Source organism: Nostoc sp. (assembly GCF_036916975.1).
In the GTDB taxonomy this organism is placed as follows: Bacteria; Cyanobacteriota; Cyanobacteriia; order Cyanobacteriales; family Nostocaceae; genus Nostoc.
In genome coordinates, this window is sequence record NZ_JBALFF010000057.1 from 64,998 (window position 1) to 90,791 (window position 25,794).

Sequence of the window (25,794 nt, forward strand, 5' to 3'; positions counted from 1 at the left end):
CAATTATCTACCACCTAGCCAATACTTGTTTAGCATACATTCTTACAAAGACTGGTAGCAAAGGCGGAAAAACCTATCAAGTTATCATTGTGACTCCATTTAGAGACTTTGCTCTGCTATCAAATATTAGCTATCAAGAGGATGAGGAAGTTGTCTTAAAAATCAATAATTTTATAAACTCTGGGCAAACTTCCTTATTAGTGCAGCAGAATCAACGTAATTATTTATTTTTCTTCAGTTTAACACTGCCTGCAACAGCAATCAACGCAGCATTCTATAGCAATACAACACAGGTTCTTTATTTTCCTCCTACTGGAGGTCAGGAACTGAAACTAACGCAAATTATTCTTCCTGCTGGTAAGTGGATAGTTAATTATTCAGCGACAGCTGTAAACGATGGAACCAACGGCTTTGTGCGATGCTATGTCCGCGCGAGAGAAACAGGTGAGATTCTTTCCATACACGCAGCCGTCCTTGGAACACAACTGGGCGGATCTATAGGAACTACAATCAGTGGGGTTACACTCGTTAATTTAAATAAGCCAACCACAATGGTTCTTACTTGTACCCACGATGTCACTAATGGGAGACCTTTCATTGATTCTGGTGCTGAGATAGTCGCTTACTAAGCAAGCCCTTAGAGGATGTTTGTAAAGTCTAATTTATTACTCGCCCTGGCGAATATAATTCGCGGCTACACAGGCAAAACCCACCTCCGTGGGTTAGCAAGCCCTTGATTTTGCATTAGTCCACGGAGGTGGACTTCGCTTGTGTAGTAGCGAATTCTATTCGCCCAATACTTACTTACTTAAAACCTTATTGCCTTATAGCGACGACTTCAGAATACTGGAGTCGTTTTGCTCATTAACACAACCTTGTAAACTATAAATACCCACTTTGTGAGTTTGTCTAATTAAGATATGTTTGATAAATAAAATAAGTAGCCAGCCTATATATCGGCTGTTATTCCACACTTGACATAAAGCATTGTGAGTGTAAAACGTCTGCCAGAAACCATTGCCCATGTCAGAATTACCCGCCAATCCTGGCAACACGGCTTCCTTGAAGGCGAAGTGAATGCGGGTGAGTTTGAGTGGCATTTCCAGTGGCATTTTCGCCGGGGAGAACTTGCCGTCAAGCCTTCCCAAGGCCGCGCCTTAATCAAAGAACCCCTCGGTCGATTTTTGGAGCAACAAGATTATCAGCTAGAGCCTGGAGGAGACTATGCTTTTACTATTCGGGCGGAACTTTGAAAGTTAGGAGTTAGGAGTTAGGAGTTAGAAGTTAGGAGTTAATGATCTAATTCCTCACTCCTGACTGCTGAGTGCCGATTCAGTGAGGCGATTTAAGTATCTTTCGATTAAGAGGATGGCAACAATGTCATCTATCGGTCTTGGTGGCTGTCGTAGACCCTGTGGTAATAGCTTTATTAGCCCTTTGGGTGGGAACATTTGCCAATAGCGATCGCGTGCTTCTAAGGTTGTGTAGCGCTCATCCACTAAAATAATACTCAACGGTTCTGTCAATTCCTGATATAATTGCTGTCTCCACTGCTTGGCTGTAGTTTGGTCGCCCATCACCATCAAAGAGATCGGGAACTTTTGACGTAGAGTCTCAATGGTAGCGATCGCCTGTTTTGCTATCACGACCTGATGATAATACAATTGCCGATCCAGTCCCATCACCGCTAAACCACACTTATCTCGACCTGGATCAAACCCCAAAATGACTGGTTGCGTTCGTGAAAATTCAGGGAAAGCCATAATAAATTCAAAATTCAAAATTCAAAATTCAAAATTAAGAAATACAATTACAGTAGGCATTTTAGCTACTGTTAAAATATGTTTAAATCTTAGTGTACAAATAACTTTTTAAGTACTAAAAATAATTTGTCCGTTGACTATTGCCACTAATTTTACTCTCAATGGACCGACTGTATAAGTGTCCTCTGCCGCGATCGCTTTAATCTCTAATGGTTGATTGTACTGTCTTAATTGGCTGACAAAGCGTAAAAAAGTCCCTTCTACTTGCACATCTTCGACAATTCCGGCATTACGCGCCCGAAATTGGGAAGCAGAAATCAGTATTTCCAGGCGCTGCTGTAACTGATAGGATGTCATAATTTTGGAATCGGCAGTCGTTGTGGCTAGCACTGCACCTCCCGAAAAAACTAATTGATTTCGGGCTGTATCAGTGAAAAATTCTATCTGCTTTTCTCCCCTGACGTAATTACCAGCCGAGAAAATTCGCACCACATATTCTTGACCATCGCTAAGGGGCTTGCTCAATTGGTCAATCCTATCCTGGGTAACACGCAGTAGCTCTACATTTGCCGGATTTACCCCAGGCTCACTTAATTCTACGTTGGCGTTGCGATTAGCTTGTTGTAAAAGTTGTACCACTGCCTGACGAGCAGCAGTAGGTTGGGTAACACGAACTACAGCAGCAGCCAGAACTTGACCGCGAACTAAGGCCAGCTTACCTAGACGCAGGTCGCGGTAGGACTGATAATATTTTTCCAACCTAGCAACTTCCATTTCTAGTTGCTCTTGTTGTGCTTCCAATTCTTTGAGGCGTGATTCCCGTTTGGCAATCACTTGCTCTCGCGCTGCAACTTCTACATTACGCTTTTGAATCAATTGATCGAGTTGCGAGATTTTTTGATCGCGCACTTCTATGGCTTCTTGGCGATTAGCAAGTTCCCGATCGCGTTTTTCAATAGCTGTTTTGGCTTGGTCAATAGCTTTTTTAGCTTCCGCGTACAGTCGTTGACGTTCTGTCTTCAGTAGTTCAACTGCCGCCTGTAGCTCTTTTCTCTGATTGTAAACGCTTTGCAATTCAGCTATAGCTTTTTGGTACTGAGGTACAACTTGTTCTAGCTGACCTTGAGTGCGTTGCAGTTGAGTTTGAGTTTGAGTTTGTTGACTAATGGTGCGGTTCAACTGAGCTTGTGTTTGGCGTTGTTTCGCATTCGCCGCCTGCAAATATTGATTAATTACCTGCAAATCTTGTTGTGCTTTTGTTTGGGCAATTCTTGCAAGGTTTAGCTCACTCTCTACCTGACTTTTCTGAGTTTCTGCGGTTTTTAGCTGTTCCCGCTTCTGTCTGAGGTCTGTTTGAATATCTTCTAATTCAAAGACTCCCTTTCGCAAGCCTTCGTCGGCAGCGAATAAAATTCCTAAAGTTGATGCTGAAATCAAACCACCCGTAAAAATAGTTACCAGTACAGCAGTATTTTTCGGACGAAGGTTAAAAAGTGAGAGGCGGGCTTTGCCAACTCGTGTGCCGATGCGATCGCCCACGGTTGCAATTACGCCTCCCAGAATTAAAATTGCTGCGATGAGGATGTATCCGGTGGTCATCTTTACTTTAGCTACCGAAATCCTTCCAGATACAGCCTACTACTTTTAAGCATTGTCTGGAAATAAGTGGAAATTGGCAATAGCTGAAATTACTCAATTTTAGATTTACCTCTAGCTATTAGTGTCATTTTTCAAAATAGAACACGCGCCGATTCCCCTTTCTCCAATTGATTTTATGTGAATTGCCTACTTAAGGTAACAGGTTTGTGTACAGTAATCTTCTTTTTGTGGATAGAAATCATCTTTTTTTCACGCAAATCCCCTAGTAGCCTAGTAACAGTAACACGAGTTGAACCAATTGCCTCTGCGATCGCTTGATGAGATAACTTCAAATCAATTGTGATCCCATCTGCACAAGGAACCCCAAAATCCCGACAAAGAATTAGCAAAAAACTTACCAACCTAGAACCCATATCTCGGTGAGCGAGAGTTTCAATCATCATCTCTGTTTGTAAAATGCGCGAAGACAGACCTCGCAGCATTAACATTGATAATTCTGGATTTTCCTTGAGTGCTTGCTCCACTTGTTCAATTGGTGCTGACAGTAACTCCACAGGGGTAAATGCAACCGCATGGTAAAATCGATCCGACTTATTTCCCGTCAGCAATGACAATACACCAAAAACACTATTTTCCCGCAGCAGCGCTACCGTTATTTCCTCTCCTGCCTCGTACACCCTAGAAAGTTTAACAGCACCTTTCAAAAGAAAATAAACTCGTTCGGCAGGATCGCCAGGAAAAAAGATCGTTTTATTGCGTTCAAACGTTTCCACAACTGGCGGAAACGCCCCGGTCGCCATCTGACGAAATACATTTGCTAGGGCTTTATCTTGTGTCACGATCATCTCCCTTCCCCTACCCAATGCCGGAAAAACAAAAACTGATTACCTAAGAATACACCTGAAAAATGAATAAAGCACCGTCAACCTTTCTGTACTTTCCTATACTCCAACTAATCTCTTCATAACTCTTTGTTTATAATGATACATAATTGTTGATCCTTTCAGCTACAACTTGTTGATAAGTACTTCCAATAGCTGTATTAAAAAGGGTTTTTTAAAGAACAAATAAAGTTATTTTGGGAATATCTTTAGGAAAAATCAAGATTTTTACACGCAGCAAACACTCTTACCAATATTCATTTTTGCAAATCCTGTATAAAACAAAGACAAAACGTGCCTCAGATTCTAGTATGCTCCTAGATGATCGATCGCATTAACAATTTCTATGCTAAATCTGACTGGAAAAAATGCCCTTGTTACAGGTATTGCCAATAACCGCTCGATCGCCTGGGGCATTGCCCAACAGTTGCACAAAGCCGGAGCTAACCTGGGTATTACCTATCTGCCCGATGAACGCGGCAAGATGGAGAAAAAAGTTGCGGAATTGGTAGAACCTCTCAACCCCAGCTTATTTCTTCCCTGTAATGTCCAAAATGATCAACAGATTCAATCTACCTTTGAAACAATCCGCGAACAGTGGGGAAAGCTAGACATACTTATCCATTGTCTTGCCTTTGCCAGCAAAGATGATTTGACTGGAGATTTTAGCCAAACCTCTCGTTCTGGCTTCAACACCGCTTTAGAAATCAGTACCTACTCCCTAGTGCAGTTAAGTGGTGCAGCTAAACCTTTGATGAGCGAGGGAGGTAGTATCGTCACTTTGACGTATTTAGGCGGTGTCAAAGCAATCCCTAACTACAACGTTATGGGAGTTGCCAAGGCGGGGTTAGAAATGAGTGTGCGTTACTTGGCTGCCGAACTAGGGCCACAAAATATCCGCGTCAATGCCATCTCCGCAGGCCCCATCCGCACTTTGGCATCTTCAGCAGTGGGTGGGATTTTGGATATGATTCATCATGTAGAACAAGTAGCTCCCCTACGACGCACCGTAACTCAGCTAGAAGTGGGCAACACTGCCGCTTTCTTATGTAGTGATTTGTCTAGCGGTATTACCGGACAAGTTCTATATGTAGATGCAGGATATGAAATTATGGGAATGTGACGCGATAAAGTTAGGAGTGAGGAGTGAGGAGTTAAGAGTTATAAATTTTTAACTCATAACTCATAACTCCTAACTTTTAACTCTTTCCACTCCCCATGCAAACAACCAATCGCCAAGTTAATTCAAACTACGACCAGTTAACTAAAACCCCTCGAATTGCCACTGTTGAGCGCACCACTAGGGAAACCAATGTGCAAGTTACCATCAACTTGGATGGTAGAGGAACTTGCACAGCAGCAACAGGCGTTCCGTTTTTGGATCACATGTTGCATCAAATTGCCTCCCACGGGCTGATTGATATAGATGTTCAAGCCAAGGGAGACTGGGAAATTGATGACCATCACACCAACGAAGATGTAGGCATTACCTTAGGTCAAGCTTTTAACCAAGCACTAGGCGACAGAAAAGGTATTGTCCGCTTTGGTAATTTTCTTGCGCCACTGGATGAAGCCTTAGTTCAGGTAGCGCTAGACTTTTCTGGACGCCCTCACCTCAGCTACGGCTTACAAATTCCTACTCAGCGTGTCGGAACCTATGACACCCAACTGGTGCGCGAATTTTTTGTGGCACTCGTGAACCATAGCCAAATGACACTGCATATTCGGCAACTGGATGGCATTAATTCCCATCACATTATTGAAGCAACATTTAAGGCGTTTGCGAGGGCAACGCGGCTGGCGGTGGAAATCGACCCTCGTCGTGCTGGTCTAATTCCCAGTTCTAAAGGCGTTTTGTAAAGCTAGCCAGAATTACTTGCCAGAACTCACCTTTTTAGTGTTAATTCAGCGATTCTGTTTGCGATAATTGACACACAGGTTAGTGATGGTTATTATCAGCCTATCGGGTAACTTGTAATTAGTGCCAAGCTGGTAATTAGTAATTGAACCGAGATGAAGTCTGTTGCAGATGACCCTGATTCTCAACTTAATACGGCAGACACTCCGCCAGTAGTCCTGACTTCTGAGTTGCGAAAAGTCTATCGCACTGGTTTTTGGCTAAATCAAAAAGTCGTATCTCTCAAAAACTGTTCTTTAACAGTTTATAAAGGCGAAACCTTTGGGTTGCTCGGGCCAAACGGTGCTGGGAAAACCACCCTTTTAAAATTGTTGCTGGGAATTATTCGTCCTAGCTCTGGACGGGGATTATTATTGGGTAAGCCAATAGGCGATCGCAGTGTCAAGCAACATATCGGCTATCTGCCAGAAAATCCCTATTTGTATGACTATCTCACTGGCTGGGAATTTTTGCAGCTAGCCGCCGGACTATTCCAAATTCCCCAAAGTGTCCAACGCCAACGCATTCCCCAATTGCTCTCATTAGTAGGTTTATCCCAAGCCGATGCCCGCAAAAAGCTGCTGCGTCGCTATTCTAAAGGAATGCTACAGCGTGTTGGTATGGCACAGGCGCTAATTAACGAGCCAGATTTGGTTTTTTTGGATGAACCGATGTCTGGTCTTGATCCGGTGGGACGCTACCAAATGCGGGAAATTATCCTGGCGCTAAAAGCTGCTGGTAAGACGATTTTTTTTAACAGCCACGTTCTTAGTGAAGTAGAACAGATTTGCGATCGCATTGCCATCCTCGCTCAAGGTGAATTAATTTGCTCTGGTTCCCTCAATGAACTTTTAGGCAAAAACAACACATATCACGTCAAAGGTCAAGGTGGTGACTGGGAAATTCTAAAAAAATGGATACCTAGTCTCAGATTTGAACCTGATGGTTCCTGGCAAGGTACACTACAAGACGATTACTATGATTTTCTCGCCAGTCTTCGTCTCATGGAAGGTAAAATTATTGCCATGAACTTGTCGCGTTACTCTCTAGAAGAGTTTTTTATTCAACAAATCCAAAGCAAAAATAACTCGCTTAATTAATCTTGTTGGTAAATAGTAAATTTTGGGCTGTCTTGAGCAACAAAACCCAAAAAATCTGCATTTTTTTTTGAGTTGATCCTTCTCAAGGCAACCCATAAAAAATCAAGTTTCTAGCTATTTTTAAGGTTATTTGTATTTATTTGATGAACTTGTTCACAATTTTGGTAGTTAGAGTAGGTTTTAAATCGTACTAAAATGTTGTCAACTTGAGTTTTACAAAAAAAATATTTGTCAGTGTCTTATTGGTTAAAAAAAATTATTGTATAAACTGCCCTTAATTGCCTAATTTCTAATATTTTTGATAATTCTTATATTCAAGATTGCTTAACTTTAAATTAACTTCACTAAAAATTCAAATTCAATCAACAAATTTCCTCCGGAGAATGACACTTTTCGAGGAAAATAAGAGTGTCGGGGAACTTGAATACTTTGGTCTAGTCCAAATAAAAATGTTTAGACAGTACATTATTGATTGTAGTTTCAGAGTCTCAAGTAAATATGCTTAACACAAGTTTGTTTAAATTCCTAACTCAGCCAGTTGTGGGTGTGGCTTTGTTAACTGCTGTCAATGCCGTTGTGCCATTTGCCAGTCTAGCTCAGGGACAATCATTACCACCAACAACAGGAACACAATTAAATACTAATTATTCATTAGGAGGCGGCGATCGTATCCGTGTAAATGTATTTGAAGTACCTGAATATACAGGCGAATATCAAATTCCTCCAGGTGGAGCAATCAACCTACCCTTAATTGGCAGCGTGCCAGTCCTCGGTTTAACAACTGAACAGGCTGCTGATGAAATTTCTAGAAGATATGCCCGCTTCCTCAAACGCCCTTTGATTTCAGTCAATTTGTTATCGCCTCGTCCCATTAATGTTTTCGTTGCTGGAGAGGTGACACGTCCAGGAGCTTACACTCTTAGCTTGAGCGGAGGCGCGGGAGACAATCCAGGCGTACAATACCCCACTGTATTAGCCGCATTGACAACAGCACAGGGGGTAACCTTGGCTGCGGATGTGACTCAAGTTCAATTAAGGCGTAAATTAGGACGTTCCTCAGAGCAAACTGTCAGTATCAATTTGAAGGAACTCATCCAAACAGGCAGGTTATCACAAGATATTACCTTGCGGGATGGAGACACTATAGTTGTGCCAACTGCAACCAACTTCAACGTCGCAGAATCCCGCAATATATTTGCATCAAACTTTGCCGCTAGCCAAACCACACCCCGCACAGTAACAATTATCGGTGAAGTTAACCGTCCCGGTTCATATCTTGTCACCTCAGGCAACACAGATGCACAGGGGGGAGGACCAACCACTAATAGTGGCACTGCTTCTCCCTCTGGTCTACCAAATGTGACGCGGGTAATTCAACTAGCTGGGGGAATTACAGCACAAGCTGATATTCGTAATCTCAAGCTACGCCGACCTACAAGAATCGGCTCAGAACAAGCTATAGATATCAATCTTTGGCAATTATTGCAAAGCGGTGACGCCAATCAAGATATTATCGTCCAAGACGGAGATACAATAGTTATTCCGACGGCAACTGAAATTAACCCCGCAGAAGCCACTCAATTAGCTACCACTACTTTGTCTCCTACACGCATTCAAGTTGGTGTAGTAGGCGAAGTTAAAAAACCAGGGTTAACAGACGTTCAGCCGAATAGTTCCTTAAATCAAGCTATACTCGCTGCTGGAGGATTTAATGATGCCAGAGCTAGTAGTAGTGCTGTTGATTTGATTCGCCTCAATCCTAATGGTTCTGTTACTAAACGTATAGTAAAAGTGGATTTCTCGGCTGGTATTAATGAGCAAACTAATCCCATACTCCGCAATAATGACGTTGTAGTAGTCAACCGATCTGGTTCAGCTAAAACTGGCGATACCATAAGCACTGTAACTGGACCTCTAGGTGTTATCTTTAATCTTCTAAACTTGTTCGGACTCTAGTTTAAGATACAAATGTGAATTGGGGGCGTTGGTCAAATCTCTCCGTCCCCAAAATTGCCTTTTTTATCAGTCAAGGCTCAATAGTCAAGAGTTAATATAGCCCTACTTAATCATTTGTGAGAGACAAAAAGTTGAAAAGCTTATAAATAGGTATTTTTATCTCTATATTTTTTCACGATTTAATTTGGATTGCTATAGAAAAGAACTATAGACTCATAATGGCAGTATTAAATTAACTCTTGTACTGCTTTTTTAGAGCAAGAATAAGTGAGTGGGCGTGAATAATTAAAGGTTTAGAATAAGCAGAGCCAGCCAGATTTTAAGGGCTGGAGCCGTTTAATACCAGCCAATTTAATTAATTTTACATTACGTAATATATAGCAACCGTCTAGTCTATTAGGACGTAGACTAGACGGTTGCTATATTAAAGATACTTTTAAAATAAATTTTTGATGCAAAAATTTATTTTAAAAGTCTTTGTTTTATCAAATACTTTGCGTACTTCTTGTACAGAAATAACATTACTAGCTTTGCTATCCATTAGTTTAGCTTCAACAGGTTGCCGAACATAAATTTGGTACATCAAATCATCCGATATGAAATTTTCTGGCAACTTGTCAATCAATTTGTGGGCTTCTTCTTTAATATTTAGAATTTTCATAGTAGTCAATCAAATACTGTTTGTGCATCAAGTTGGATATATTGTAGATGCAAAACAGGTGTAGTACTTGATAACAACATTCATTCAACGGAGAGGGGGAGATTCGAACTCCCGGAGGTTTTAGCCTCATCCGATTTCAAGTCGGACGCAATCGACCACTCTGCCACCTCTCCAGTAAATCTGTCAAACTTGTGCATACCCTACTTTCAGACCCTATTCAGGCGCTTTTGTTAGTTAGCACTAAAGCTGACAGATAATACTATACCCTATCATCTACGCAGATTGCACTACTGGATGCGATCGCTCATACAAAATTTCCTCTGAAGCCACCTGAAAGTCATTCCCCACCCAAACTAAGGAAACTTGCGAAACCACACCCGCCTCTAAGGTGACAATGGAAAAATTACGCAACTTCTCGCCCTCATTTTCCACAATCCTGGGGACACTAGCCGCATTTAAATAAATTGTCCCCTCTGGACTTCTAAAGATGGGCTTGCGTTGCACCTTCTTGGTATGGCGTAAATCTCGGTGCATGTGACCAAATGTCACCAGAGGAATAGTTTTACCAGCAGTCAAGGCTTGAGAAATCGCCTCGCCCAAATCTGGATCGCCAAAATCGCCGCCAATTGGGTGCCAATCTTTGCCGCAGGGGTCTTCGGGGCGATCGCCTAACCCACTAGGCCCATTGTGACCCAAAAATATAATCGTCTCATAAGCGGCACTTTTAACTGCTTTGAAAATGCGATCGGCGGATTCTTCCAAACTCGTCACACCGTAACGTTCTTGACAGATTTCCGCGAATTTCCACTCTGGCCCACCCCAGGTAAAGGGACGACCCCCCACTACAGTTAAATTCCAAGCGGGAAAATCCAACTTACCGTAACCGACATGGGACGAACCTAATAAATCGAGTTGTTCCTGTACCCAGTCTTCCTTAGAGCGGTCATAAGGAGCCTTTTTCCGTCCCCATTCGGTGGCGGTGTACCAGGCATCATGGTTGCCCATTACGGCTGCTTTGGGAATATCGAGAGAGGCGATCGCTCTGACCACTTCCACCGATTCATTGCCAAAATCCCCGACAAACAGCACTAAGTCAACACCCAGATGCTTGAGTGCAACGCCATCTTCCACTTCCCATTGGTCGTGAATATCTCCAACTACAGCAATTTTGAAGGTTATCGATTGAATTTTCTGACTGGTCATGCCACTTTCCTTGCCGTCTATCTCCAGGATATGAAACTCAGCCCGATTTGGACACAATCCCAAGATATCAACCGTCCACTATTTTTGGTAAAAACTACTATAATTGATTTCACAGGACATAAATTTGCAACTTAAAGCACCCCTTAACTGTGTTTACCACTGCACTAGCTCAACGAGAAAACACCCAACTGGGTGAACTACCACTAGATTTGTTTGCCGCAATTGTGAGTCTCAAAAAAGAACTCAACGCCGTTATCCTGGCGCATTATTATCAAGAGCCAGATATTCAGGATATTGCAGACTTTATTGGGGATTCATTACAACTGGCGAAAGCCGCAGAAAAAACCAATGCGGATGTGATCGTCTTTGCTGGTGTTCACTTCATGGCAGAAACAGCAAAGATACTTAATCCCGATAAATTAGTACTTTTACCAGATTTAAATGCTGGTTGTTCTTTAGCTGACAGTTGTCAACCAGAGGCGTTTGCAGCTTTTAAAGCAGCGCATCCGAACCATTTGGTGGTGTCTTACATCAACTGTTCTGCTGATATCAAGGCAATGAGCGATATTATTTGTACTAGTTCCAACGCTGTGAAAATTGTGCAGCAGATACCAAAAGAACAGCCGATTATTTTTGCCCCTGATCGGAATTTAGGGCGGTATGTGATGGAACAGACAAGACGAGATTTGGTGCTATGGCAAGGTAGCTGTGTTGTCCATGAAACCTTCTCGGAAAAGAAAATTGTCCAGTTAAAAATTGCCCATCCCGAAGCAGAGGCGATCGCACACCCAGAATGTGAAAGTAGTGTATTGCGTCACGCCAGCTTTATTGGCTCTACAGCCGCTTTACTCAAGTATTGTCAAAACAGCCCCAGCAAAGAATTTATCGTGGCGACAGAGCCGGGAATCATTCATCAAATGCAAAAATTAGCTCCTGACAAGCGTTTTATTCCTGCACCGCCGATAAATAACTGTGCTTGTAACGAATGTCCGTTTATGCGGTTAAATACCTTAGAAAAACTCTACTGGGCAATGAAAAATCGCACTCCCGAAATTACCATGTCTGAGGATATTCGCCTTGCAGCACTGCGACCAATGCAACGAATGCTGGAGATGAGTCTGTAACTAATATTTTTTATCCATAAGGTAGAGACGTGATTCCTTCGCATCTCTACCCAGAAATTATTTTTTCTAACTACTTGCAATTTTTAAAAGATGGTGCTAATATTATTAATCGTGAGACAAATCGGGTCGGTGTCCGAGTGGTTAATGGAGACGGACTGTAAATCCGTTGGCTAGCGCCTACGCTGGTTCAAATCCAGCCCGGCCCACCACTTGCGAAGTTATAGGTTATAATCGCTGGGTAAGCATCAAAACTCCCAGCATTGTAACTTAGAACTCAAAAACAAAAGTTAAGCAAAGTTATATTTTGCCCGTGTGGCTCAGTGGTAGAGCACACCCTTGGTAAGGGTGAGGTCACGAGTTCAATCCTCGTCACGGGCTTTTTAAATTAACGAAATAAGCAACGTAAATTCAAGGGTTTCAGGCTTATTAAGAGATTTAGATATTCAAAAGCTAAGTCTCTTATTTGCATTAGTGGCTATTTTGACTATGATTTTGACTATCAACTTGTTTTATTGGCTATGATTTGGCTATGGTTTTGTAGAGTATATTATTTTCATACCACTTTCCCATAAGCTTTCTTCACCCAATACCCTCTAGGTGGCTTTTCTATCCCATAAGCCTTACACCATTTTTCTACAGCTTTATCAGACACACCCAAATCTCTGCCAATTTGTGCGGTTGGCGTTTCCCACATTAATTTTTCTAGTTCTTCTTTTGATGGCCTTTCTACTTTTCTGGTGTGAATTCTAGAGTCTGGGTTAACCTTTCTAGTAGTTAAATCAATGCCAAATTCCTTATAGGTTCGCTTAGACGCTGCTTCAGTTAAATCTGTAAAATCTTCCCACCAGTAAAACGGTGTAGGTGAATTAGGTATCTGGGTGGTTATGTAGCAACCATTAAAGTTAATTGATGGATAAACAACTTTATCTATGTCAGGTAGATAAACAGCATAAAAGTCAAAGTCATTTACTTTATACTTTTTCTGATGAGTACCATTTTTATCTACCCAAATAGTTTTATTTACTACCCTGTTGTCTCCCGCGTATTTAGCTTGTATTTTGTAAAATTTATCATCTTTGTAGGCAACAAAATCAAAAGGTAAATGCTCACAAACAAGTGGTGTGAGAATCAAGTATCCTTTAAGTGTTAGATCAGCGATCGCTTTGGTAGCAGCAATATCGCCCTTGTTCTTGGTATGATGCAGCAATAACGAACCTTCAATCTAGATAATGATCATATCACTTCACGGTGCATGAGGGTTCATATTGAGTTAAAACGAGCGCGGCAGGGTTCGAACCTGCGACCGATTGCTTAGAAGGCAATTGCTCTATCCACTGAGCTACGCGCCCAACATAAATTAATGGCTCCCGAAGAAGTCATCTACACTATTATATCGTCTTCACCTACCAAGAAGCAATCGAAAATTGCAGATTTACCATTAGCAAGGCTAAGATGCTAGTCGCTAGTTAGTTAATCTACACCGAAAACGAAACAGATGGGGTATTGGTTTAGATATATTGAGTTGTCAAGAGGTTATTTGCCTGTTAGCGCCAACGACCTGTGGGCGGCTAACTTCGAGAAGGATCTAGCGATCGCTAGGCTCATTTCCACAGTATGCTAGGTAATTTCAGCCTTGGCGATACTGCCAAATGCCATTATATATTCCATATTAAGAGTGCCCCTGTGAGGAGTTATTTGCTAGTGCCATGTTTATTCTCAAACGGCAGGATGTTGAAATATCAAGCATTCAGCACCCAAAAAAGGATCAGCAAGTGCCGATTCTCAGTTATCAAGGGCAGACTTTTCGCTTAATTAGCGTATTCAAAGCTAGTCAAGAAGAAGAAGCTAGAGCCTTATGGAGAGAATTAACGGATAACCGAGGTAAAGCCTGTGTTTTACTGGAAGAACCCGAACGCTTTAGTGTTTGGGGTAAAATCCGTTTAGAGCAACTGGATAGTGACACAGGTGGTCATGGCAAAACGGCGATTTTAATCCAAGCCAGTATTTTGCTGTTGCAGGGTGTTTCTATCGATATTGAAGAATTTTTAGGTGCTAGACAAGCTGCATTATTTGAAAAAGATATTGCCGAGGTGTTCAAGCAGAAACAATTTCCGCAAGCATCAACCCTTGAAGCAGTTAAATATTTGGTATCTACTAATCCGTTACCGACAGCCAAAATACCTGATTGGCAAGAGAATCATGTAGTTATCTTGTTACAAGAGCTACATCGATTAGGAAAAGGCTATTTTGGCAACGCTAATTTTACCAAACAAGTGATTTATAAGCTAGAAGATATGCCAGAAGCCGAGCGATCGTTGTTTATCACTTGGCTAAATCAATCGCCACTGGGTAAACTATGGCAGTAACAAAATTACTGTCACTGGTACTTGCTTTTGGTGTTAGATTGTGCATTACTTAGCAGACACATTGCTAGATATACAGTCCTTTAACTCAAAATACTGCCAGAGAGCATCTACATAGTCAAGTTTTATGAATAACTCTTACGAGAATTCGTTTCTTTCTAAATCCATTTTCAACACTCAGAACATAGTCTTAGCTAATATTGGCTGGGCGGTACTGGCACTGCTATACTTTTTGTTGTTTAGTGCCAAAGTTCCCGGAGCAGATGGCATAGAAAGCCGGGCCGAGTGGTATGTGATTGGCACAAATATTTTTGAAGCTTTCGCTTATTTGGCTGCCGGTATCTTATGCTTGAGGAACTGGCTGAGTCCGCAAATCGTCAGTGGCCGGAATGTTTGGCTCTTGATTGGCTTAGGTATGCTTTCCTATTTCGTCGGGGGGATAATTTTCGGCTATACCGAAATAGTTTTAAAAGATGAACCGGATGTGTCTGTAGGGGATATATTTTTTGTACTGACTTATCTATTACTTGGCGCAGGCATGACTTTAGCTGTGGCTTCCAGGCGAATCAATCTGGAAAAATGGCAGTGGCTAATTGTTTTAGCAATAGCAGTGTTCGGTAGTGTGTTGGCATGGTGGATTTCTATGCAACAGGAAAAACCCACAGCACTGCTAGTCGCTATTTTGAATTGGTTTTACGTAGTTAGCGATGTGGTTCTGTTAATTATTGCTACCACTCTGCTGTTAGCCTTTTGGGGGGGAAGAGTTTCCCAGTCTTGGCGAATGATTGCGGCCGCGGCCTTTTCGCTTTACATTGCAGATATGTGGTTTAAATATGCCCAAGGCCCAAATTATCAAAGTGGAGAGATATTAGAAGTGTTTTGGGTGTTTAGTGGAGTGTTATTTGGTATGGGCGCTGCCTTAGAATATGACGCATCACTAAGACGAACGCGGCGTACCAGTGGACGAAAACGAGCTTAGTAAAGATTTTTGGTATCTACCGTGAGAAAATTAACAGACTCTGACAAGCAAGAAATTCTTAAGTTATATCGAGAGACTGCCGAAACAACCTCAACTTTGGCAGAGCGCTATGGTGTGAGTAATTCGACAATTAGTCGTCTGCTCAAAAGCACTTTGCCAGAAGATGAGTATGAATACTTAGTCTCCTTAAAACGGGCTGCGAGAACTCCTGAGGGTAGGGCGCAGGTAAGCTACGAGCAGTTACCCCTGCTGACTGAACCAGAGCCGGAGATAGAAGTTCCAGCCATCGAGAGCCACCCTGTGGAAGTACTAAAGGTTGAGCCACTACCACGTCGGGTAATTCATGTAGAGGAGCAATTTTACTCAGAGGAAACGGCGGAGTCACTCGCTGCTAGTAGACGGGTGCGGCGACGTCCCTCGGCGACGGAAAAACCAAAGCTCCGAGTCACAGAGAAATTAGAAACTCCAGAGCCAAAACCGCCGGAAATAGTCAGCATCCCTATCCCACCACTAAAGAATGAACATCCAGGAGCGGCCGTCATCGCGCAGATGCTGGGCGAAGATTTGCTAGACGAATCGGAGGATTTGGACGACTTAGATGATGATGATTTAGAAGATGACGATTTTGAGGAAGAAGATTTTGATGACGATGACCTGGATGACCAAAGACCTTTAGTCACAAAACGCAGACCAGGGGAAGCATCAGTTCAAGTTTTACCTCTGTCAATAGCCAATTTGCCGAAAACTTGCTATTTGGTAATTGACCGTTCCTCAGAATTAATTACCCGTCCTCTGAAGGACTTTGGTGACTTGGGGCAAATTCCCAGCCTGGAAACCCAGCAAAGAACTCTGCCGGTGTTTGATAACCATCGCGTCGCCAAGCGTTTTTCTACTAAACGCGATCGCGTGATTAAAGTTCCTGATAGTAAAATGCTCCATAAGGCTCGGACTCATTTGCAAGCTAAGGGCATCACACGATTGCTAATTGATGGTCAGGTCTACTCGTTGTCTACGACGGTTTAGAGGTCATGGAGACACCTGCTGGCTATGGTGTGGTATTGGTACTGGAAACATGCAGGAGGTGAAACAGCGCGGTCTTGGGGGTTTCCCCCATGAGCGACTGCAAACCCGGAGGGCAGAAGCAATTGCAAATGCCCTTGTGGAAGCGAAACTCGCTGCTTGTGTAAGTCTGTTACCAATCCACTCAATTTACACCTGGCAAGGGGAACTACATAAAGAGCAAGAATGGCAATTAGTGATTAAAACTGATTTGGCGCAATTTGCTGCAATGGAACCCAAAATTAAGGAATTGCACTCTTATGAAGTGCCAGAAATTATTGCTTTACCAATTGTTGCCGGTTCTCAAGCTTACTTGCAGTGGATTTCTCAGCAAGTTAAAAGTAAAGAGTGAGGAGTTAGGATTTTCATAACTCCTTCCTCTTTACTCTCAACTAATAACTCTAGGGAATAAGAATTAAATAACATACAATTTATGTCCGACAGCTTACCTCACCCTCAATCCCTCTCCTTATAAAGGAGAGGGAAGCTAGATAATTGATGAAGTTTTGTATTTTATTTAATTCACGTTCCTAAGCGTAAACAGCTGCTTCAAAACGCTCTGCTAAGTAGATAATGTCCTGTCTACGAGCAATTTGATTCATCCATTGTTTGGGAATATTTTCTACCCCGTAGTAAATTCCCGCTAACCCACCGGTGACAGCAGCCGTAGTATCGGTATCTCCGCCTAAGTTGACAGCTTTCAGCACCGCCTCAGAATAAGACGAGCTATTTAACAAACACCACAAGGATGATTCTAAGGTATCAATCACATAGCCACCAGAATTAATCTCTTCTACTGGTATCTTGGCAATCTCACCACTGAAAATTCTGCCAAAATGCCGCTTCTCTAACAAAAATTCTCGGACAGAATAAATTGTTTGGATATCTTGCAGTGCTTGTAAATAAGCTGTTTGAAGGTCAGCCCCTTCCAAGAGCGCCACTGCAATACTAATATAAATGCCACAAGCCATCTGCGATCGCGCATGAGCATGGGTAATCGCCGAAACATCATGCACCCGCGCCAGCAATTCGTTTAAAGTGAAGTTTCTATGACAATAAGCCATCGGCAAGATTCTCATCAACGAACCATTGCCATTACTATTTTCAACCTTCCCACCCGCCTGATGAGGAACAACTCCCTGCTTCAGACGCATAATTGCTGTGTGGGTAGTTTGACCAATATCAAAGACATCGCCACGGGGAGTCCAGTAAGCCTCCTTGTACCAGCGCCAGAACGAATTAGCTATAGCATCCAACGAATACCCCCTACAAAGGCATTCTGCCAAGCAAAAGCTTAAGGAACTGTCATCTGACCAAGTTCCTGGTGGTTGATTCCATGTGCCATAACCCTGCATCGTTGTCACTGGAGATTTTACTCGTTCAGCACGGCTAGTAAACTCTACCGGCACACCCAACGCATCACCGACACACAAACCCATCAGACCAGACAACGTTTTTGTAGCGGTTAGCATTATTCAATCTCCACAATAATTGCTCAAAATTAACTTTATAGATTTCCTCTATAGCTTGTTGCAACGGATGCTACAGCCTATTTCTCATCATCCGTGAAAAGTTCGGTAAAAAATTGTTAATCGGGTATTTTATTTACCATCTAGCGACTTAGTTTCAGTTCCAAATATTGTGACAGTTTTAAAAGCGTCTATTTTTGGAACAAAGAACCCAGATGAAAAGACATTGAATGTAATTATAACAGCTTATTTTTGATTATCCTGGATAGTTAACCTGTAAAACTCATGCCTCAATAGCAACATTAAGTTAATAAAATCTGGAAAATATTTGGAAACTTGTCACACAATTCTCGGCTGAGAATATACGGTCGAGTGAAATTAGGAACTACACCATTTTCTGCACGCGGTAATGTCCTTTGGAGTGATAAGACAAGTGCTATTATTCCAGAAGTTTCTGTGGATGTGCCTATCGCTAATAAAACTAATGCCTATTTAACTGGTGGTTATTCTTTTGTCGAGAAAGATGGCTCACCAACTCCCATAGGTAACAAAGATTCAGTTGTGGTAGGTGCTGGTGTTGAATCGGAAGTTGCTAATAATTTCCTCGTCTACACTAATGCCAAGGTAGGAATTGGTGCTTACCAAAATAACGATACTCCTGCTGTTAGCATCAATGGCGGTCTTGGCTATCGCTTCAAATAAAAGATTATTGAGTCCTCAGTCGCTCTATACTTTACTTAAGTACTCAGGACTCAGCACTGGCTCAACCATAGCTATTCGCTAACAAAACTTACTACTCCAAAAAGCTGGTTTTGTTAAGTGTTACATTACTGACAAAGCCGGCTTTTGCCGTGGTAAAATTAAAATATTCCTCAGTATTCCGGCCGAATTACCGGGGATAAAATAGCCGAAGGGTGCTGATTCGGCGTCTACTAATGCTTTATTGAGAATACTATATAAGTCTAATGGTTAAATCTGCTCCTTCCCCCATCGCTAGCCGTAAGCCTTCCAAAGTAGAAGAAATCAAGGAAAATAGTAATTTTTTGCGTGAACCTGTAGCAACTGAGATCCTTCAAGACACTACCCATTTTACCGAAAATGCGGTGCAGCTTTTGAAGTTTCACGGTTCTTATCAGCAGGATAACCGCGACAACCGCACCAAGGGACAGGAAAAAGATTACCAGTTTATGCTGCGGACAAAAAATCCGGGTGGTTTAGTACCGCCGCAGCTGTATCTAGCTTTAGATAAAATCGCTGATGAGTATGGAAACCACACGTTACGAGCAACTACCCGTCAAGGTTTCCAATTGCATGGAATTTTAAAGAAAAATCTTAAATCAGCAATTGCCACTATTGTCAAGAACCTGGGTTCGACTTTGGGAGCTTGCGGCGACATTAATCGAAATGTGATGGCACCACCAGCCCCATTTAAGAATCGCCCTGAGTATCAGTATGCTTGGGAGTATTCCCAGAATATTGCTGACTTGCTCTCAGGGCAAACGGGCGCTTATTATGAAATTTGGTTAGATGGGGAAAAAGCAATTAGTGCTGAAGAAGACCCAGAGGTGAAGGCAGCCCGACAGCGCAATGGAAATGGGACAATTATCCATGACAACGAAGAACCGATTTATGGCACTCACTATATGCCCCGCAAGTTCAAAATTTGCGTGACGGTGGCAGGGGATAATTCGATTGATTTGTATTCCCAAGACCTGACGTTGGTAGTAATTACTAATAAAAAGAAACAGCTTGAAGGATTTAATATTTTTGCTGGTGGTGGTTTAGGTAGAACCCACGGTAAAGAAGAAACTTTCGCTAGGTTAGCAGACCCTATCGGTTATGTAACGAAAGATGACGTTTACGACATCGTGAAAGCGATTGTTGCTACCCAGAGAGATTATGGCGATCGCACCGATCGTCGTCATGCCAGATTAAAATATTTAATCAACGATTGGGGCGTAGATAAATTCCGCACTCAAGTTGAAGAATATTTCGGTAAATCAGTCGAAGCCTTCAAACCACTGCCAGAGTTTAAATATCACGACTTCCTCGGCTGGAATGAACAAGGTGATGGCAAGCTATTTTTAGGAATTTCTATTGACAATGGTCGAATCAAGGATGAAGGTTCGTTTCAACTAAAAACCGCTTTGCGGGAAATTGTCGAGCAGTTAAACTTGCCTATTCGTCTGAGTGCCAACCACAACCTAATTTTTTACGATATCGAACCAGATAGCAAGCAAGCTATTCAAGACATTCTCAGCCGTTACGGTGTCGGAGACGACCCTACTAAAATCGAACCTTTAGTGCGGTATGCAATGGCTTGTCCGGCTTTACCGACTTGTGGCTTGGCAATCACAGAATCAGAACGGGCAATACCAGAGATTTTGGAGCGGATTCGCGCCCTGTTAGATAAAATGGGTTTACAAAAAGAGCATTTTGTGGTAAGGATGACAGGATGCCCCAACGGTTGCGCTCGTCCCTACTTAGCAGAATTGGGCTTAGTCGGTAGCGCTCCAGAATCTTACCAATTATGGTTAGGGGGTTCGCCAAATCAGACTCGACTAGCACAACCTTACACAGAGAAGCTGCACCATAATGATTTAGAGAGTTTCTTAGAGCCGATTTTTGTTTACTTTAAGAAATCTCGGAAATCTAAGGAAAGTTTTGGTGATTTTTGCGATCGCATTGGTTTTGATGCCATCCGCGAATTTGCTGCTAGCTACGAACCTAACACGGCTAATGCTGCAAACAAATCGCGTCATCGGGTGAATTTGAAAGAAGAGGTTTATAGCAAGTTAAAGGAAGTAGCCCAAAGCCAAGGTAAGCCGATGACTCAGTTAGTGACTGAAGCGCTAGAGGTTTACTTCCAGAATCTTTCGTAAGCTGAAAAATTGAAGATAATAAAATCAAAGCGAGACACAGATAAATCCATCTGTGTCTCTTGTGTAAGTCCTAATACACTTAGTACACAGTTTCGTAAATTCGTGGCCAATTGAGGGTTTAAGTTTAAACGCAAAGGGGAGGCAGCGCGTTGCGGGGTTCCCCCCGTTGTAGCGACTGCCGTCGCGCAGAGGTAAGCGCAGAGGAGCGCAAAGTTTGTTTGGAGGTATTTTTTTTCTTCCCCTGCCTCCCCTGCTCTCTTCGGTAACACATCCACAGGAAAACTGAACTATGGTAACGACAGCAAAATTCGCAGAAACTAGGGATGTGCTGCAAAACATTAGCTGGCAGACATTCAAAGCTATGCTGGCAGATATGGGATGTGAGCGAAATAAAAGGCTAGCTTATCACAACGGAATAGTAGAAATTATGACTCCGCTAATGCCGCACGAGAACTCAAACCGTCTCATTGAAGGTTTTGTTCTTGTGCTGTGTGAAGAATTTGGTTTAGAAGTTAAAAGTGCTGGCTCCTTGACTATGACGCGGGATGATTTGGAGCAAGGAGGCGAGCCAGACAGTAGTTACTATATCCAAAATGAATTGTTAGTCCGCAATAAAGAAAATATTGACTTAAATACAGATCCACCACCAGACATAGTACTAGAAGTGGAATATTCCAGACCCAAGATAGACAAGTTAGCTCTTTACGCTTCAATGAGAGTCCCAGAATTCTGGCGGTATAACGGAAATGTGTTACGTATTTACACCCTCAATGGTGGGCAATACTCGCAGAGCGATCGCAGTCCAACTTTTGCGCCTATGCTAGTGACGGAGATTCCCCGATTTATTCAAGAAAGCAAGAAAGTTGGACAAATAGCAGCAACTCGTGCTTTCCGTACCTGGGTTAGACAGCAAATATCTCCAGCAGGGCAATAATTTATTAAGAAAAATGTCTCAACTGCAAAGAATTGCGATCGCACCCTCCCAATTCCAACAAGGGCAAATTCTACTTACAAAAGAACAACAGCATTATTTAGGGCGTGTGTTGCGCTTGCGTGAAGGCGATCGCTTTATTGCAATGGATGGTAAAGGAAAATCGTGGTTATCACAGCTAACAGGTGAGCAAGCACAGGTTTTAGAACCACTTTCAGTAGAAACTGAATTACCTGTATCAATTACGCTGATGGTGGCGTTGCCTAAAGGCAATGGATTTGATGAAGTTGTGCGGTGTTGTACGGAGTTGGGAGTAACTTGTATTGCACCAGTATTGAGCGATCGCACTTTGCTTCATCCTAGTCCTCAAAAGCTGGAACGCTGGCGGCGCATCGCAGCCGAAGCCGCCGAGCAATCAGAGCGCTCATTCGTCCCAACAATTTTAGAGCCTGTTATTTTTAATACGAGTTTGTCATTTGCAAACAGCCAGCAATATATCTGTGTGGCGCGTGGTGAATTTCCCCATTTAAAAGATTGCTTACAACCCAAAGGACAAACGACAAATGACATAAGACAAGAAAGAATTGTCATTGCTACCGGGCCAGAGGGAGGATGGACAACACAAGAAGTTGAAAATGCGATCGCATCTGGATTTCAGCCTGTTTCCCTTGGCCGGCGCATCCTCAGAGCAGTTACAGCCCCATTAGTAGCATTATCCTTGATTACCGCAGCTTGTGAAGTATAAATGATTTATAGCTCACGCAAAAGAGATTTTGCGCGAGACATTGATCCAGTGGATTGAAACATGATTGAGCAAGTTGCGATCGCCTTTGAGCATAAAGATTATCAAACAGCTGCTAAATTACTGAAACAGCTGCTAATAGAATCGCCAGAAAATCCTTGGGTACAATTTTATCTCGGTCGGCTGCATGAAGTATCTGGAAAGCTCCAGGATGCAGAAAAAGTCTATCGGCAACTGCTGCGAGATACGAGGAATACTAGAATAGTGACGCTTGCACGTCAAGGTTTGCGACGGCTACAAGAAATCGAACTAGAAGAAAGACAAAGAGCCATTTCTCAAGCAACATCCGAAGGGAATAACAGCGAACTTGGCGTACTAGTTTTAGAGCCACTCAGTAACGAACTCAAAACAAAAGCCTCTCGAAAATTTGCCCAGATTATGCAGCTAGACCCCTACACTGCACGGCTAATATTGCCTAGTCGTGGCTGGAGATTGTACCGCATTGGCCCAGTGGGAGAACTAAAATTTTACGGCAAACAATTACAGCAGGCTAGCATTCCTTGCTTTTGGGCAACAATAGCTCAAATTCAACAAATTCAAGTTTATCAAGTCAAATATTTCCAAGAATCTACCCCACAAGCTACTGTTGTTTGCCGTAATGAGACAAATCAACTCGGTTCTCTTACCTTTAACTGGTCAGAAGTAACAGCAAGAGTAGTGGGACTGTTGCCCATTTTTGAACAAGTTATAGATGTTGATGCCTACCGGAAACTGGAATGGAAAACTCAAACACAAGACTATACTCAGTTTTCTGATTTACACATACCTGGTAGACGTTGCATTCTCCGACTTTATGATAACGGCTATGAATTTCAGCAAGGTTTAGAAATCATTCCCCAAGCTAGCCAAAATACAATCAGAATAAATTGGAATAGTTTATCAAGTTGGATTGACCAGCAACTACCTCAAGTCAAAATTTGGTCAGATTTCACATGCTTTGCAGATACAACATTAGATCAAACCGAAATGCTGGGTCATATTAAGTCTCACATTCATTTGTTGCGTAGAGAACCGACTAATTGGGACTCAGCTTTTCATTTATATAGTGGACTGGTGTTTGTTAAATAATTCGTAATTAATTTACTTATTAAGTAGGCAGGCAAAATTAAACATAAAATAAAATTCTACTTCGTACTAAAAAATGCAGTTGTAGTGGAAAAAATTAAGCGATCGCTCCTACTTTGGAGAGTTCCCCCATCTACAACTGCTAAACTTGTCTTGATATTGCGTATTTACACTTAACTAATCAGTAGTATATCTACACAAAAAAGACGCGAGATTTCGCGTCTCTGTGTTTTAACCAGGGGTTTTAACCTGACGTGCCATGTCTAGGTAAGCGCTCATATTTGCCCCTGGACGCCGACGACCATTAGAGCTAGTAGCTGAAGGAGCGAGATATTTAGGCGCAAAGGTAGTTTCTTTTGGCTCCTCTTTGAGGACTTTTGCTGCTGCGGCTTTTGCATTTTTGCCAGGTTCAACTTTAAGACCCTCAGCAGTTTGCACTAGGGTAACATCAGCTGGTTTGGGGTTTTTAGCTGATTTTTCCTTACCCTTAGCTGCGGCGGTTTTTGTTCCGTTCAATGAAGCTGGCTTGGATGCTTCTGGTGCTTCTGATGTAATATCTGCTACTTTTTTAACATTCGATACAACTGTCTCTGCTACTTTTTTCACATTCGATGCTACTTCTTGAGCAGCATCTTTAGCAGCATCTTTGGCTTCGTCCAATTCCAAGAAGTAGCCGTTGCTTTTCTTCTTGCCTGGTAAGAGTCCGGTAATGAAACCCAGAATACCCGAAATTAACTTTTTGATAAAATCCATTACAATTACTCCTGTTTTTTACCTTTTATATTTGAAACTCGACCGTAATTGTTAAAAATTACGACATAATGTTACATTTTCTACTTTGTGCCACTCCATTGTAGTGACAACCGTTATAGGTTTGTGCTTAATCAACATTTTAGTAAAACCACAGGGCAAATGTTTTTTTTGCAAGTACTTGCGACCTGTATACACCGAGAACTAATTATTAAATTTTACTGTAACTAAGAGCAAGATTCTGAAAGCAGGCTTTACAAAAATTAACATTTTTTCGTTTTAAAATTGCTGATTGAATAAAACAACCAGTGAGAGGAGTGTCATAGCTTGTTGGCAAATAGCCCTGCTATAAGTTAAATTTTATACTAACTCTCTTTGAGAGCATTTCAGTTTTGCAAAAATGTCTTTTAAAGAATCCGAAAAGTAACAGCTTGAGTTTGTAGAGCAAGATGTACCAACAAAACTGAAATATACCCATTAATTCAGCCAGATTTTGTAAATGAACATTGAAAATCAACAACGCAATCCTGTTTTGTTAATACACGGAATTGACGACACAGAAGCAGTTTTCCATAAAATGGCGGGTCACTTAGGATTACAGGGTTGGTCTGTATATTCCCTAAATCTCGTACCTAATAATGGTGATGTGGGTCTTCATGAGTTGGCAAAGCAAGTAGCAGATTACGTTACAGCCACCTTTGCACCAGAACAACGCCTGGATTTAGTAGGCTTCAGCATGGGAGGAATTGTCAGTCGTTACTATGTCCAGCGATTGGGAGGAATTAACCGCGTGCAGAGGTTTATCACAATCTCTTCGCCCCATAATGGAACTGTAGTTGCTTATGGTTCCCGGCGTCCTGGTTGCGTGCAAATGCGCCCCGACAGCATTTTTCTCAAAGATTTAAATTCTGATGCTGTAATATTGGGGCAGCTAAATTTTACATCAATCTGGACACCTTATGATTTGATGATTGTCCCAGCCAATAGTTCACAAATGTCCGTAGGAACCGAAGTCATAGTACCAGTTCCTCTACACCCTTGGATGCTAACAGACCCCAGGAGTTTAGCAGTAGTGAAAGCAGCTTTAACAGAGCCTATTAACCTACCATTAGGAACAAGAATTAAATAATTCGTAATTCGTAATTCGTAATTCGTAATTCGTAATTCGTAATTCGTAAATTTTGTTTTGTAATGGGGATTTAACCCCAATCGCATTACTTGCCGATTTTTGAACCGGGGGACTTCAACCCACAGACAGCAGTTAAATAACATAAACATATAATTTAGGTCAAATTAAATATAAAACCTCA

The 25,794-nt window shown here is 42.1% G+C and carries 26 protein-coding genes, 4 tRNA genes and 1 pseudogene; 21 read left to right on the top strand and 10 right to left on the bottom strand.

The window, feature by feature from the left end; translation table 11 throughout:
* Nucleotides 1-89: 89 nt before the first annotated feature.
* Entirely contained in the window at nucleotides 90-629 is a 540-nt protein-coding gene (locus V7K73_RS13585) for a hypothetical protein (protein ID WP_334880729.1), read from the top strand.
* A 360-nt stretch (nucleotides 630-989) separates the two neighbouring features.
* Nucleotides 990-1,253: a DUF3146 family protein gene (locus tag V7K73_RS13590; RefSeq protein WP_334880731.1), complete on the top strand. Its 264-nt coding sequence runs from the start codon at nucleotides 990-992 to the stop codon at nucleotides 1,251-1,253.
* Between the two features lie 54 nt (nucleotides 1,254-1,307).
* On the opposite strand, the gene V7K73_RS13595 is transcribed toward V7K73_RS13590, so the two are convergent.
* From V7K73_RS13595 to ntcA, 3 genes are all read right to left on the bottom strand, one after another.
* Nucleotides 1,308-1,763, bottom strand: a complete 456-nt coding sequence (locus V7K73_RS13595; protein WP_334880733.1) for a Holliday junction resolvase RuvX — start codon at nucleotides 1,761-1,763, stop codon at nucleotides 1,308-1,310.
* A gap of 108 nt (nucleotides 1,764-1,871) precedes the next feature.
* Nucleotides 1,872-3,362 carry a DUF3084 domain-containing protein gene (locus V7K73_RS13600; RefSeq protein ID WP_334880735.1) on the bottom strand — a complete coding sequence of 497 codons (1,491 nt, stop codon included), beginning with the start codon at nucleotides 3,360-3,362 and terminating at the stop codon, nucleotides 1,872-1,874.
* A 173-nt stretch (nucleotides 3,363-3,535) separates the two neighbouring features.
* The gene (gene ntcA / locus V7K73_RS13605; protein WP_010998529.1) at nucleotides 3,536-4,207 is read right to left on the bottom strand and encodes a global nitrogen regulator NtcA; all 672 of its coding nucleotides are present in this window, start codon (nucleotides 4,205-4,207) and stop codon (nucleotides 3,536-3,538) included.
* A 382-nt stretch (nucleotides 4,208-4,589) separates the two neighbouring features.
* On the opposite strand from ntcA, the gene fabI reads away from it, so the two are divergent.
* From fabI to V7K73_RS13625, 4 genes are all read left to right on the top strand, one after another.
* Entirely contained in the window at nucleotides 4,590-5,366 is a 777-nt protein-coding gene (gene fabI, locus V7K73_RS13610; RefSeq protein WP_334880737.1) for an enoyl-ACP reductase FabI, read from the top strand.
* Nucleotides 5,367-5,461: 95 nt separating this feature from the next.
* Nucleotides 5,462-6,103 carry an imidazoleglycerol-phosphate dehydratase HisB gene (hisB, locus tag V7K73_RS13615; RefSeq protein ID WP_334880738.1) on the top strand — a complete coding sequence of 214 codons (642 nt, stop codon included), beginning with the start codon at nucleotides 5,462-5,464 and terminating at the stop codon, nucleotides 6,101-6,103.
* A 153-nt stretch (nucleotides 6,104-6,256) separates the two neighbouring features.
* A complete protein-coding gene (locus V7K73_RS13620; protein WP_334880740.1) occupies nucleotides 6,257-7,240 on the top strand; it encodes an ABC transporter ATP-binding protein in 984 nt (327 codons plus the stop codon).
* Nucleotides 7,241-7,738: 498 nt separating this feature from the next.
* Nucleotides 7,739-9,196: an SLBB domain-containing protein gene (locus tag V7K73_RS13625; RefSeq protein WP_334880742.1), complete on the top strand. Its 1,458-nt coding sequence runs from the start codon at nucleotides 7,739-7,741 to the stop codon at nucleotides 9,194-9,196.
* Between the two features lie 436 nt (nucleotides 9,197-9,632).
* Here V7K73_RS13625 and V7K73_RS13630 read toward each other — a convergent pair whose 3' ends face one another.
* The 3 genes from V7K73_RS13630 to V7K73_RS13640 form a co-directional block, all read right to left on the bottom strand.
* Nucleotides 9,633-9,857, bottom strand: a complete 225-nt coding sequence (locus V7K73_RS13630) for a hypothetical protein (RefSeq protein WP_334880743.1) — start codon at nucleotides 9,855-9,857, stop codon at nucleotides 9,633-9,635.
* 88 nt (nucleotides 9,858-9,945) lie between these two features.
* Nucleotides 9,946-10,030 (bottom strand) — tRNA-Ser (locus V7K73_RS13635).
* 100 nt (nucleotides 10,031-10,130) lie between these two features.
* On the bottom strand, nucleotides 10,131-11,060 hold the full coding sequence (locus tag V7K73_RS13640; protein WP_334880745.1) for a TIGR04168 family protein: 930 nt from the start codon (nucleotides 11,058-11,060) through the stop codon (nucleotides 10,131-10,133).
* A 149-nt stretch (nucleotides 11,061-11,209) separates the two neighbouring features.
* Between V7K73_RS13640 and nadA the strand changes: the two genes are divergently transcribed.
* From nadA to V7K73_RS13660, 4 genes are all read left to right on the top strand, one after another.
* Entirely contained in the window at nucleotides 11,210-12,184 is a 975-nt protein-coding gene (gene nadA / locus V7K73_RS13645; RefSeq protein ID WP_334880747.1) for a quinolinate synthase NadA, read from the top strand.
* A 29-nt stretch (nucleotides 12,185-12,213) separates the two neighbouring features.
* Nucleotides 12,214-12,345, top strand: a complete 132-nt coding sequence (locus V7K73_RS13650; protein WP_334880748.1) for a hypothetical protein — start codon at nucleotides 12,214-12,216, stop codon at nucleotides 12,343-12,345.
* Nucleotides 12,308-12,393, top strand: a tRNA-Tyr gene (locus V7K73_RS13655). The genes V7K73_RS13650 and V7K73_RS13655 overlap by 38 nt, the downstream gene beginning before the upstream one ends.
* Before the next feature lie 97 nt (nucleotides 12,394-12,490).
* Nucleotides 12,491-12,562 (top strand) — tRNA-Thr (locus V7K73_RS13660).
* A gap of 175 nt (nucleotides 12,563-12,737) precedes the next feature.
* On the opposite strand, the gene V7K73_RS13665 is transcribed toward V7K73_RS13660, so the two are convergent.
* Complete coding sequence (locus V7K73_RS13665; RefSeq protein ID WP_334880750.1) at nucleotides 12,738-13,391, bottom strand: group I intron-associated PD-(D/E)XK endonuclease; 654 nt, start codon at nucleotides 13,389-13,391, stop codon at nucleotides 12,738-12,740.
* Nucleotides 13,392-13,460: 69 nt separating this feature from the next.
* A tRNA-Arg gene (locus V7K73_RS13670) sits at nucleotides 13,461-13,533 on the bottom strand.
* A 146-nt stretch (nucleotides 13,534-13,679) separates the two neighbouring features.
* Here V7K73_RS13670 and V7K73_RS13675 point away from each other — a divergent pair.
* The 5 genes from V7K73_RS13675 to cutA all read left to right on the top strand — a co-directional run bounded on the left by V7K73_RS13675 (nucleotide 13,680) and on the right by cutA (nucleotide 16,937).
* On the top strand, nucleotides 13,680-13,805 hold the full coding sequence (locus V7K73_RS13675; RefSeq protein ID WP_334880752.1) for a hypothetical protein: 126 nt from the start codon (nucleotides 13,680-13,682) through the stop codon (nucleotides 13,803-13,805).
* A gap of 85 nt (nucleotides 13,806-13,890) precedes the next feature.
* The gene (locus V7K73_RS13680; protein WP_334880754.1) at nucleotides 13,891-14,550 is read left to right on the top strand and encodes an Npun_F0813 family protein; all 660 of its coding nucleotides are present in this window, start codon (nucleotides 13,891-13,893) and stop codon (nucleotides 14,548-14,550) included.
* Between the two features lie 124 nt (nucleotides 14,551-14,674).
* Nucleotides 14,675-15,526 carry a hypothetical protein gene (locus V7K73_RS13685; protein ID WP_334880756.1) on the top strand — a complete coding sequence of 284 codons (852 nt, stop codon included), beginning with the start codon at nucleotides 14,675-14,677 and terminating at the stop codon, nucleotides 15,524-15,526.
* 21 nt (nucleotides 15,527-15,547) lie between these two features.
* On the top strand, nucleotides 15,548-16,549 hold the full coding sequence (locus V7K73_RS13690; RefSeq protein ID WP_334880758.1) for a transposase: 1,002 nt from the start codon (nucleotides 15,548-15,550) through the stop codon (nucleotides 16,547-16,549).
* The gene (gene cutA, locus V7K73_RS13695; protein ID WP_334880760.1) at nucleotides 16,515-16,937 is read left to right on the top strand and encodes a divalent-cation tolerance protein CutA; all 423 of its coding nucleotides are present in this window, start codon (nucleotides 16,515-16,517) and stop codon (nucleotides 16,935-16,937) included. The genes V7K73_RS13690 and cutA overlap by 35 nt, the downstream gene beginning before the upstream one ends.
* A gap of 178 nt (nucleotides 16,938-17,115) precedes the next feature.
* Here cutA and V7K73_RS13700 read toward each other — a convergent pair whose 3' ends face one another.
* A complete protein-coding gene (locus V7K73_RS13700) occupies nucleotides 17,116-18,057 on the bottom strand; it encodes an ADP-ribosylglycohydrolase family protein (RefSeq protein ID WP_334880762.1) in 942 nt (313 codons plus the stop codon).
* A 357-nt stretch (nucleotides 18,058-18,414) separates the two neighbouring features.
* On the opposite strand from V7K73_RS13700, the pseudogene V7K73_RS13705 reads away from it, so the two are divergent.
* The 5 genes and pseudogenes from V7K73_RS13705 to V7K73_RS13725 form a co-directional block, all read left to right on the top strand.
* Nucleotides 18,415-18,756 (top strand): annotated as a pseudogene (locus V7K73_RS13705) (hypothetical protein); the annotation flags it as partial.
* Nucleotides 18,757-19,019: 263 nt separating this feature from the next.
* Complete coding sequence (gene sir / locus V7K73_RS13710) at nucleotides 19,020-20,936, top strand: sulfite reductase, ferredoxin dependent (protein ID WP_334880764.1); 1,917 nt, start codon at nucleotides 19,020-19,022, stop codon at nucleotides 20,934-20,936.
* A 289-nt stretch (nucleotides 20,937-21,225) separates the two neighbouring features.
* On the top strand, nucleotides 21,226-21,870 hold the full coding sequence (locus tag V7K73_RS13715) for a Uma2 family endonuclease (RefSeq protein ID WP_334880766.1): 645 nt from the start codon (nucleotides 21,226-21,228) through the stop codon (nucleotides 21,868-21,870).
* A gap of 13 nt (nucleotides 21,871-21,883) precedes the next feature.
* A complete protein-coding gene (locus V7K73_RS13720) occupies nucleotides 21,884-22,612 on the top strand; it encodes a 16S rRNA (uracil(1498)-N(3))-methyltransferase (RefSeq protein WP_334880768.1) in 729 nt (242 codons plus the stop codon).
* A gap of 60 nt (nucleotides 22,613-22,672) precedes the next feature.
* On the top strand, nucleotides 22,673-23,737 hold the full coding sequence (locus V7K73_RS13725) for a tetratricopeptide repeat protein (RefSeq protein WP_334880770.1): 1,065 nt from the start codon (nucleotides 22,673-22,675) through the stop codon (nucleotides 23,735-23,737).
* A gap of 228 nt (nucleotides 23,738-23,965) precedes the next feature.
* Here the strand turns inward: V7K73_RS13725 and V7K73_RS13730 are convergent, their stop codons facing one another.
* Nucleotides 23,966-24,487 carry a hypothetical protein gene (locus tag V7K73_RS13730; RefSeq protein WP_334880772.1) on the bottom strand — a complete coding sequence of 174 codons (522 nt, stop codon included), beginning with the start codon at nucleotides 24,485-24,487 and terminating at the stop codon, nucleotides 23,966-23,968.
* A gap of 496 nt (nucleotides 24,488-24,983) precedes the next feature.
* Between V7K73_RS13730 and V7K73_RS13735 the strand changes: the two genes are divergently transcribed.
* On the top strand, nucleotides 24,984-25,613 hold the full coding sequence (locus V7K73_RS13735) for an esterase/lipase family protein (protein ID WP_334880774.1): 630 nt from the start codon (nucleotides 24,984-24,986) through the stop codon (nucleotides 25,611-25,613).
* The last annotated feature ends 181 nt before the right edge of the window (nucleotides 25,614-25,794 follow it).

Bases quoted from the DNA above. Each gene is read 5' to 3' on its own strand.
- V7K73_RS13595 (WP_334880733.1), bottom strand. From the start codon at position 1,763: ATGGCTTTCCCTGAATTTTCACGAACGCAACCAGTCATTTTGGGGTTT.
- V7K73_RS13600 (WP_334880735.1), bottom strand. From the start codon at position 3,362: ATGACCACCGGATACATCCTCATCGCAGCAATTTTAATTCTGGGAGGC.
- ntcA (WP_010998529.1), bottom strand. From the start codon at position 4,207: ATGATCGTGACACAAGATAAAGCCCTAGCAAATGTATTTCGTCAGATG.
- fabI (WP_334880737.1), top strand. From the start codon at position 4,590: ATGCTAAATCTGACTGGAAAAAATGCCCTTGTTACAGGTATTGCCAAT.
- hisB (WP_334880738.1), top strand. From the start codon at position 5,462: ATGCAAACAACCAATCGCCAAGTTAATTCAAACTACGACCAGTTAACT.
- V7K73_RS13620 (WP_334880740.1), top strand. From the start codon at position 6,257: ATGAAGTCTGTTGCAGATGACCCTGATTCTCAACTTAATACGGCAGAC.
- V7K73_RS13625 (WP_334880742.1), top strand. From the start codon at position 7,739: ATGCTTAACACAAGTTTGTTTAAATTCCTAACTCAGCCAGTTGTGGGT.
- V7K73_RS13630 (WP_334880743.1), bottom strand. From the start codon at position 9,857: ATGAAAATTCTAAATATTAAAGAAGAAGCCCACAAATTGATTGACAAG.
- V7K73_RS13640 (WP_334880745.1), bottom strand. From the start codon at position 11,060: ATGACCAGTCAGAAAATTCAATCGATAACCTTCAAAATTGCTGTAGTT.
- V7K73_RS13675 (WP_334880752.1), top strand. From the start codon at position 13,680: ATGGGGTATTGGTTTAGATATATTGAGTTGTCAAGAGGTTATTTGCCT.
- V7K73_RS13680 (WP_334880754.1), top strand. From the start codon at position 13,891: ATGTTTATTCTCAAACGGCAGGATGTTGAAATATCAAGCATTCAGCAC.
- V7K73_RS13685 (WP_334880756.1), top strand. From the start codon at position 14,675: ATGAATAACTCTTACGAGAATTCGTTTCTTTCTAAATCCATTTTCAAC.
- cutA (WP_334880760.1), top strand. From the start codon at position 16,515: ATGGTCAGGTCTACTCGTTGTCTACGACGGTTTAGAGGTCATGGAGAC.
- V7K73_RS13700 (WP_334880762.1), bottom strand. From the start codon at position 18,057: ATGCTAACCGCTACAAAAACGTTGTCTGGTCTGATGGGTTTGTGTGTC.
- sir (WP_334880764.1), top strand. From the start codon at position 19,020: ATGGTTAAATCTGCTCCTTCCCCCATCGCTAGCCGTAAGCCTTCCAAA.
- V7K73_RS13715 (WP_334880766.1), top strand. From the start codon at position 21,226: ATGGTAACGACAGCAAAATTCGCAGAAACTAGGGATGTGCTGCAAAAC.
- V7K73_RS13720 (WP_334880768.1), top strand. From the start codon at position 21,884: ATGTCTCAACTGCAAAGAATTGCGATCGCACCCTCCCAATTCCAACAA.
- V7K73_RS13725 (WP_334880770.1), top strand. From the start codon at position 22,673: ATGATTGAGCAAGTTGCGATCGCCTTTGAGCATAAAGATTATCAAACA.
- V7K73_RS13730 (WP_334880772.1), bottom strand. From the start codon at position 24,487: ATGGATTTTATCAAAAAGTTAATTTCGGGTATTCTGGGTTTCATTACC.
- V7K73_RS13735 (WP_334880774.1), top strand. From the start codon at position 24,984: ATGAACATTGAAAATCAACAACGCAATCCTGTTTTGTTAATACACGGA.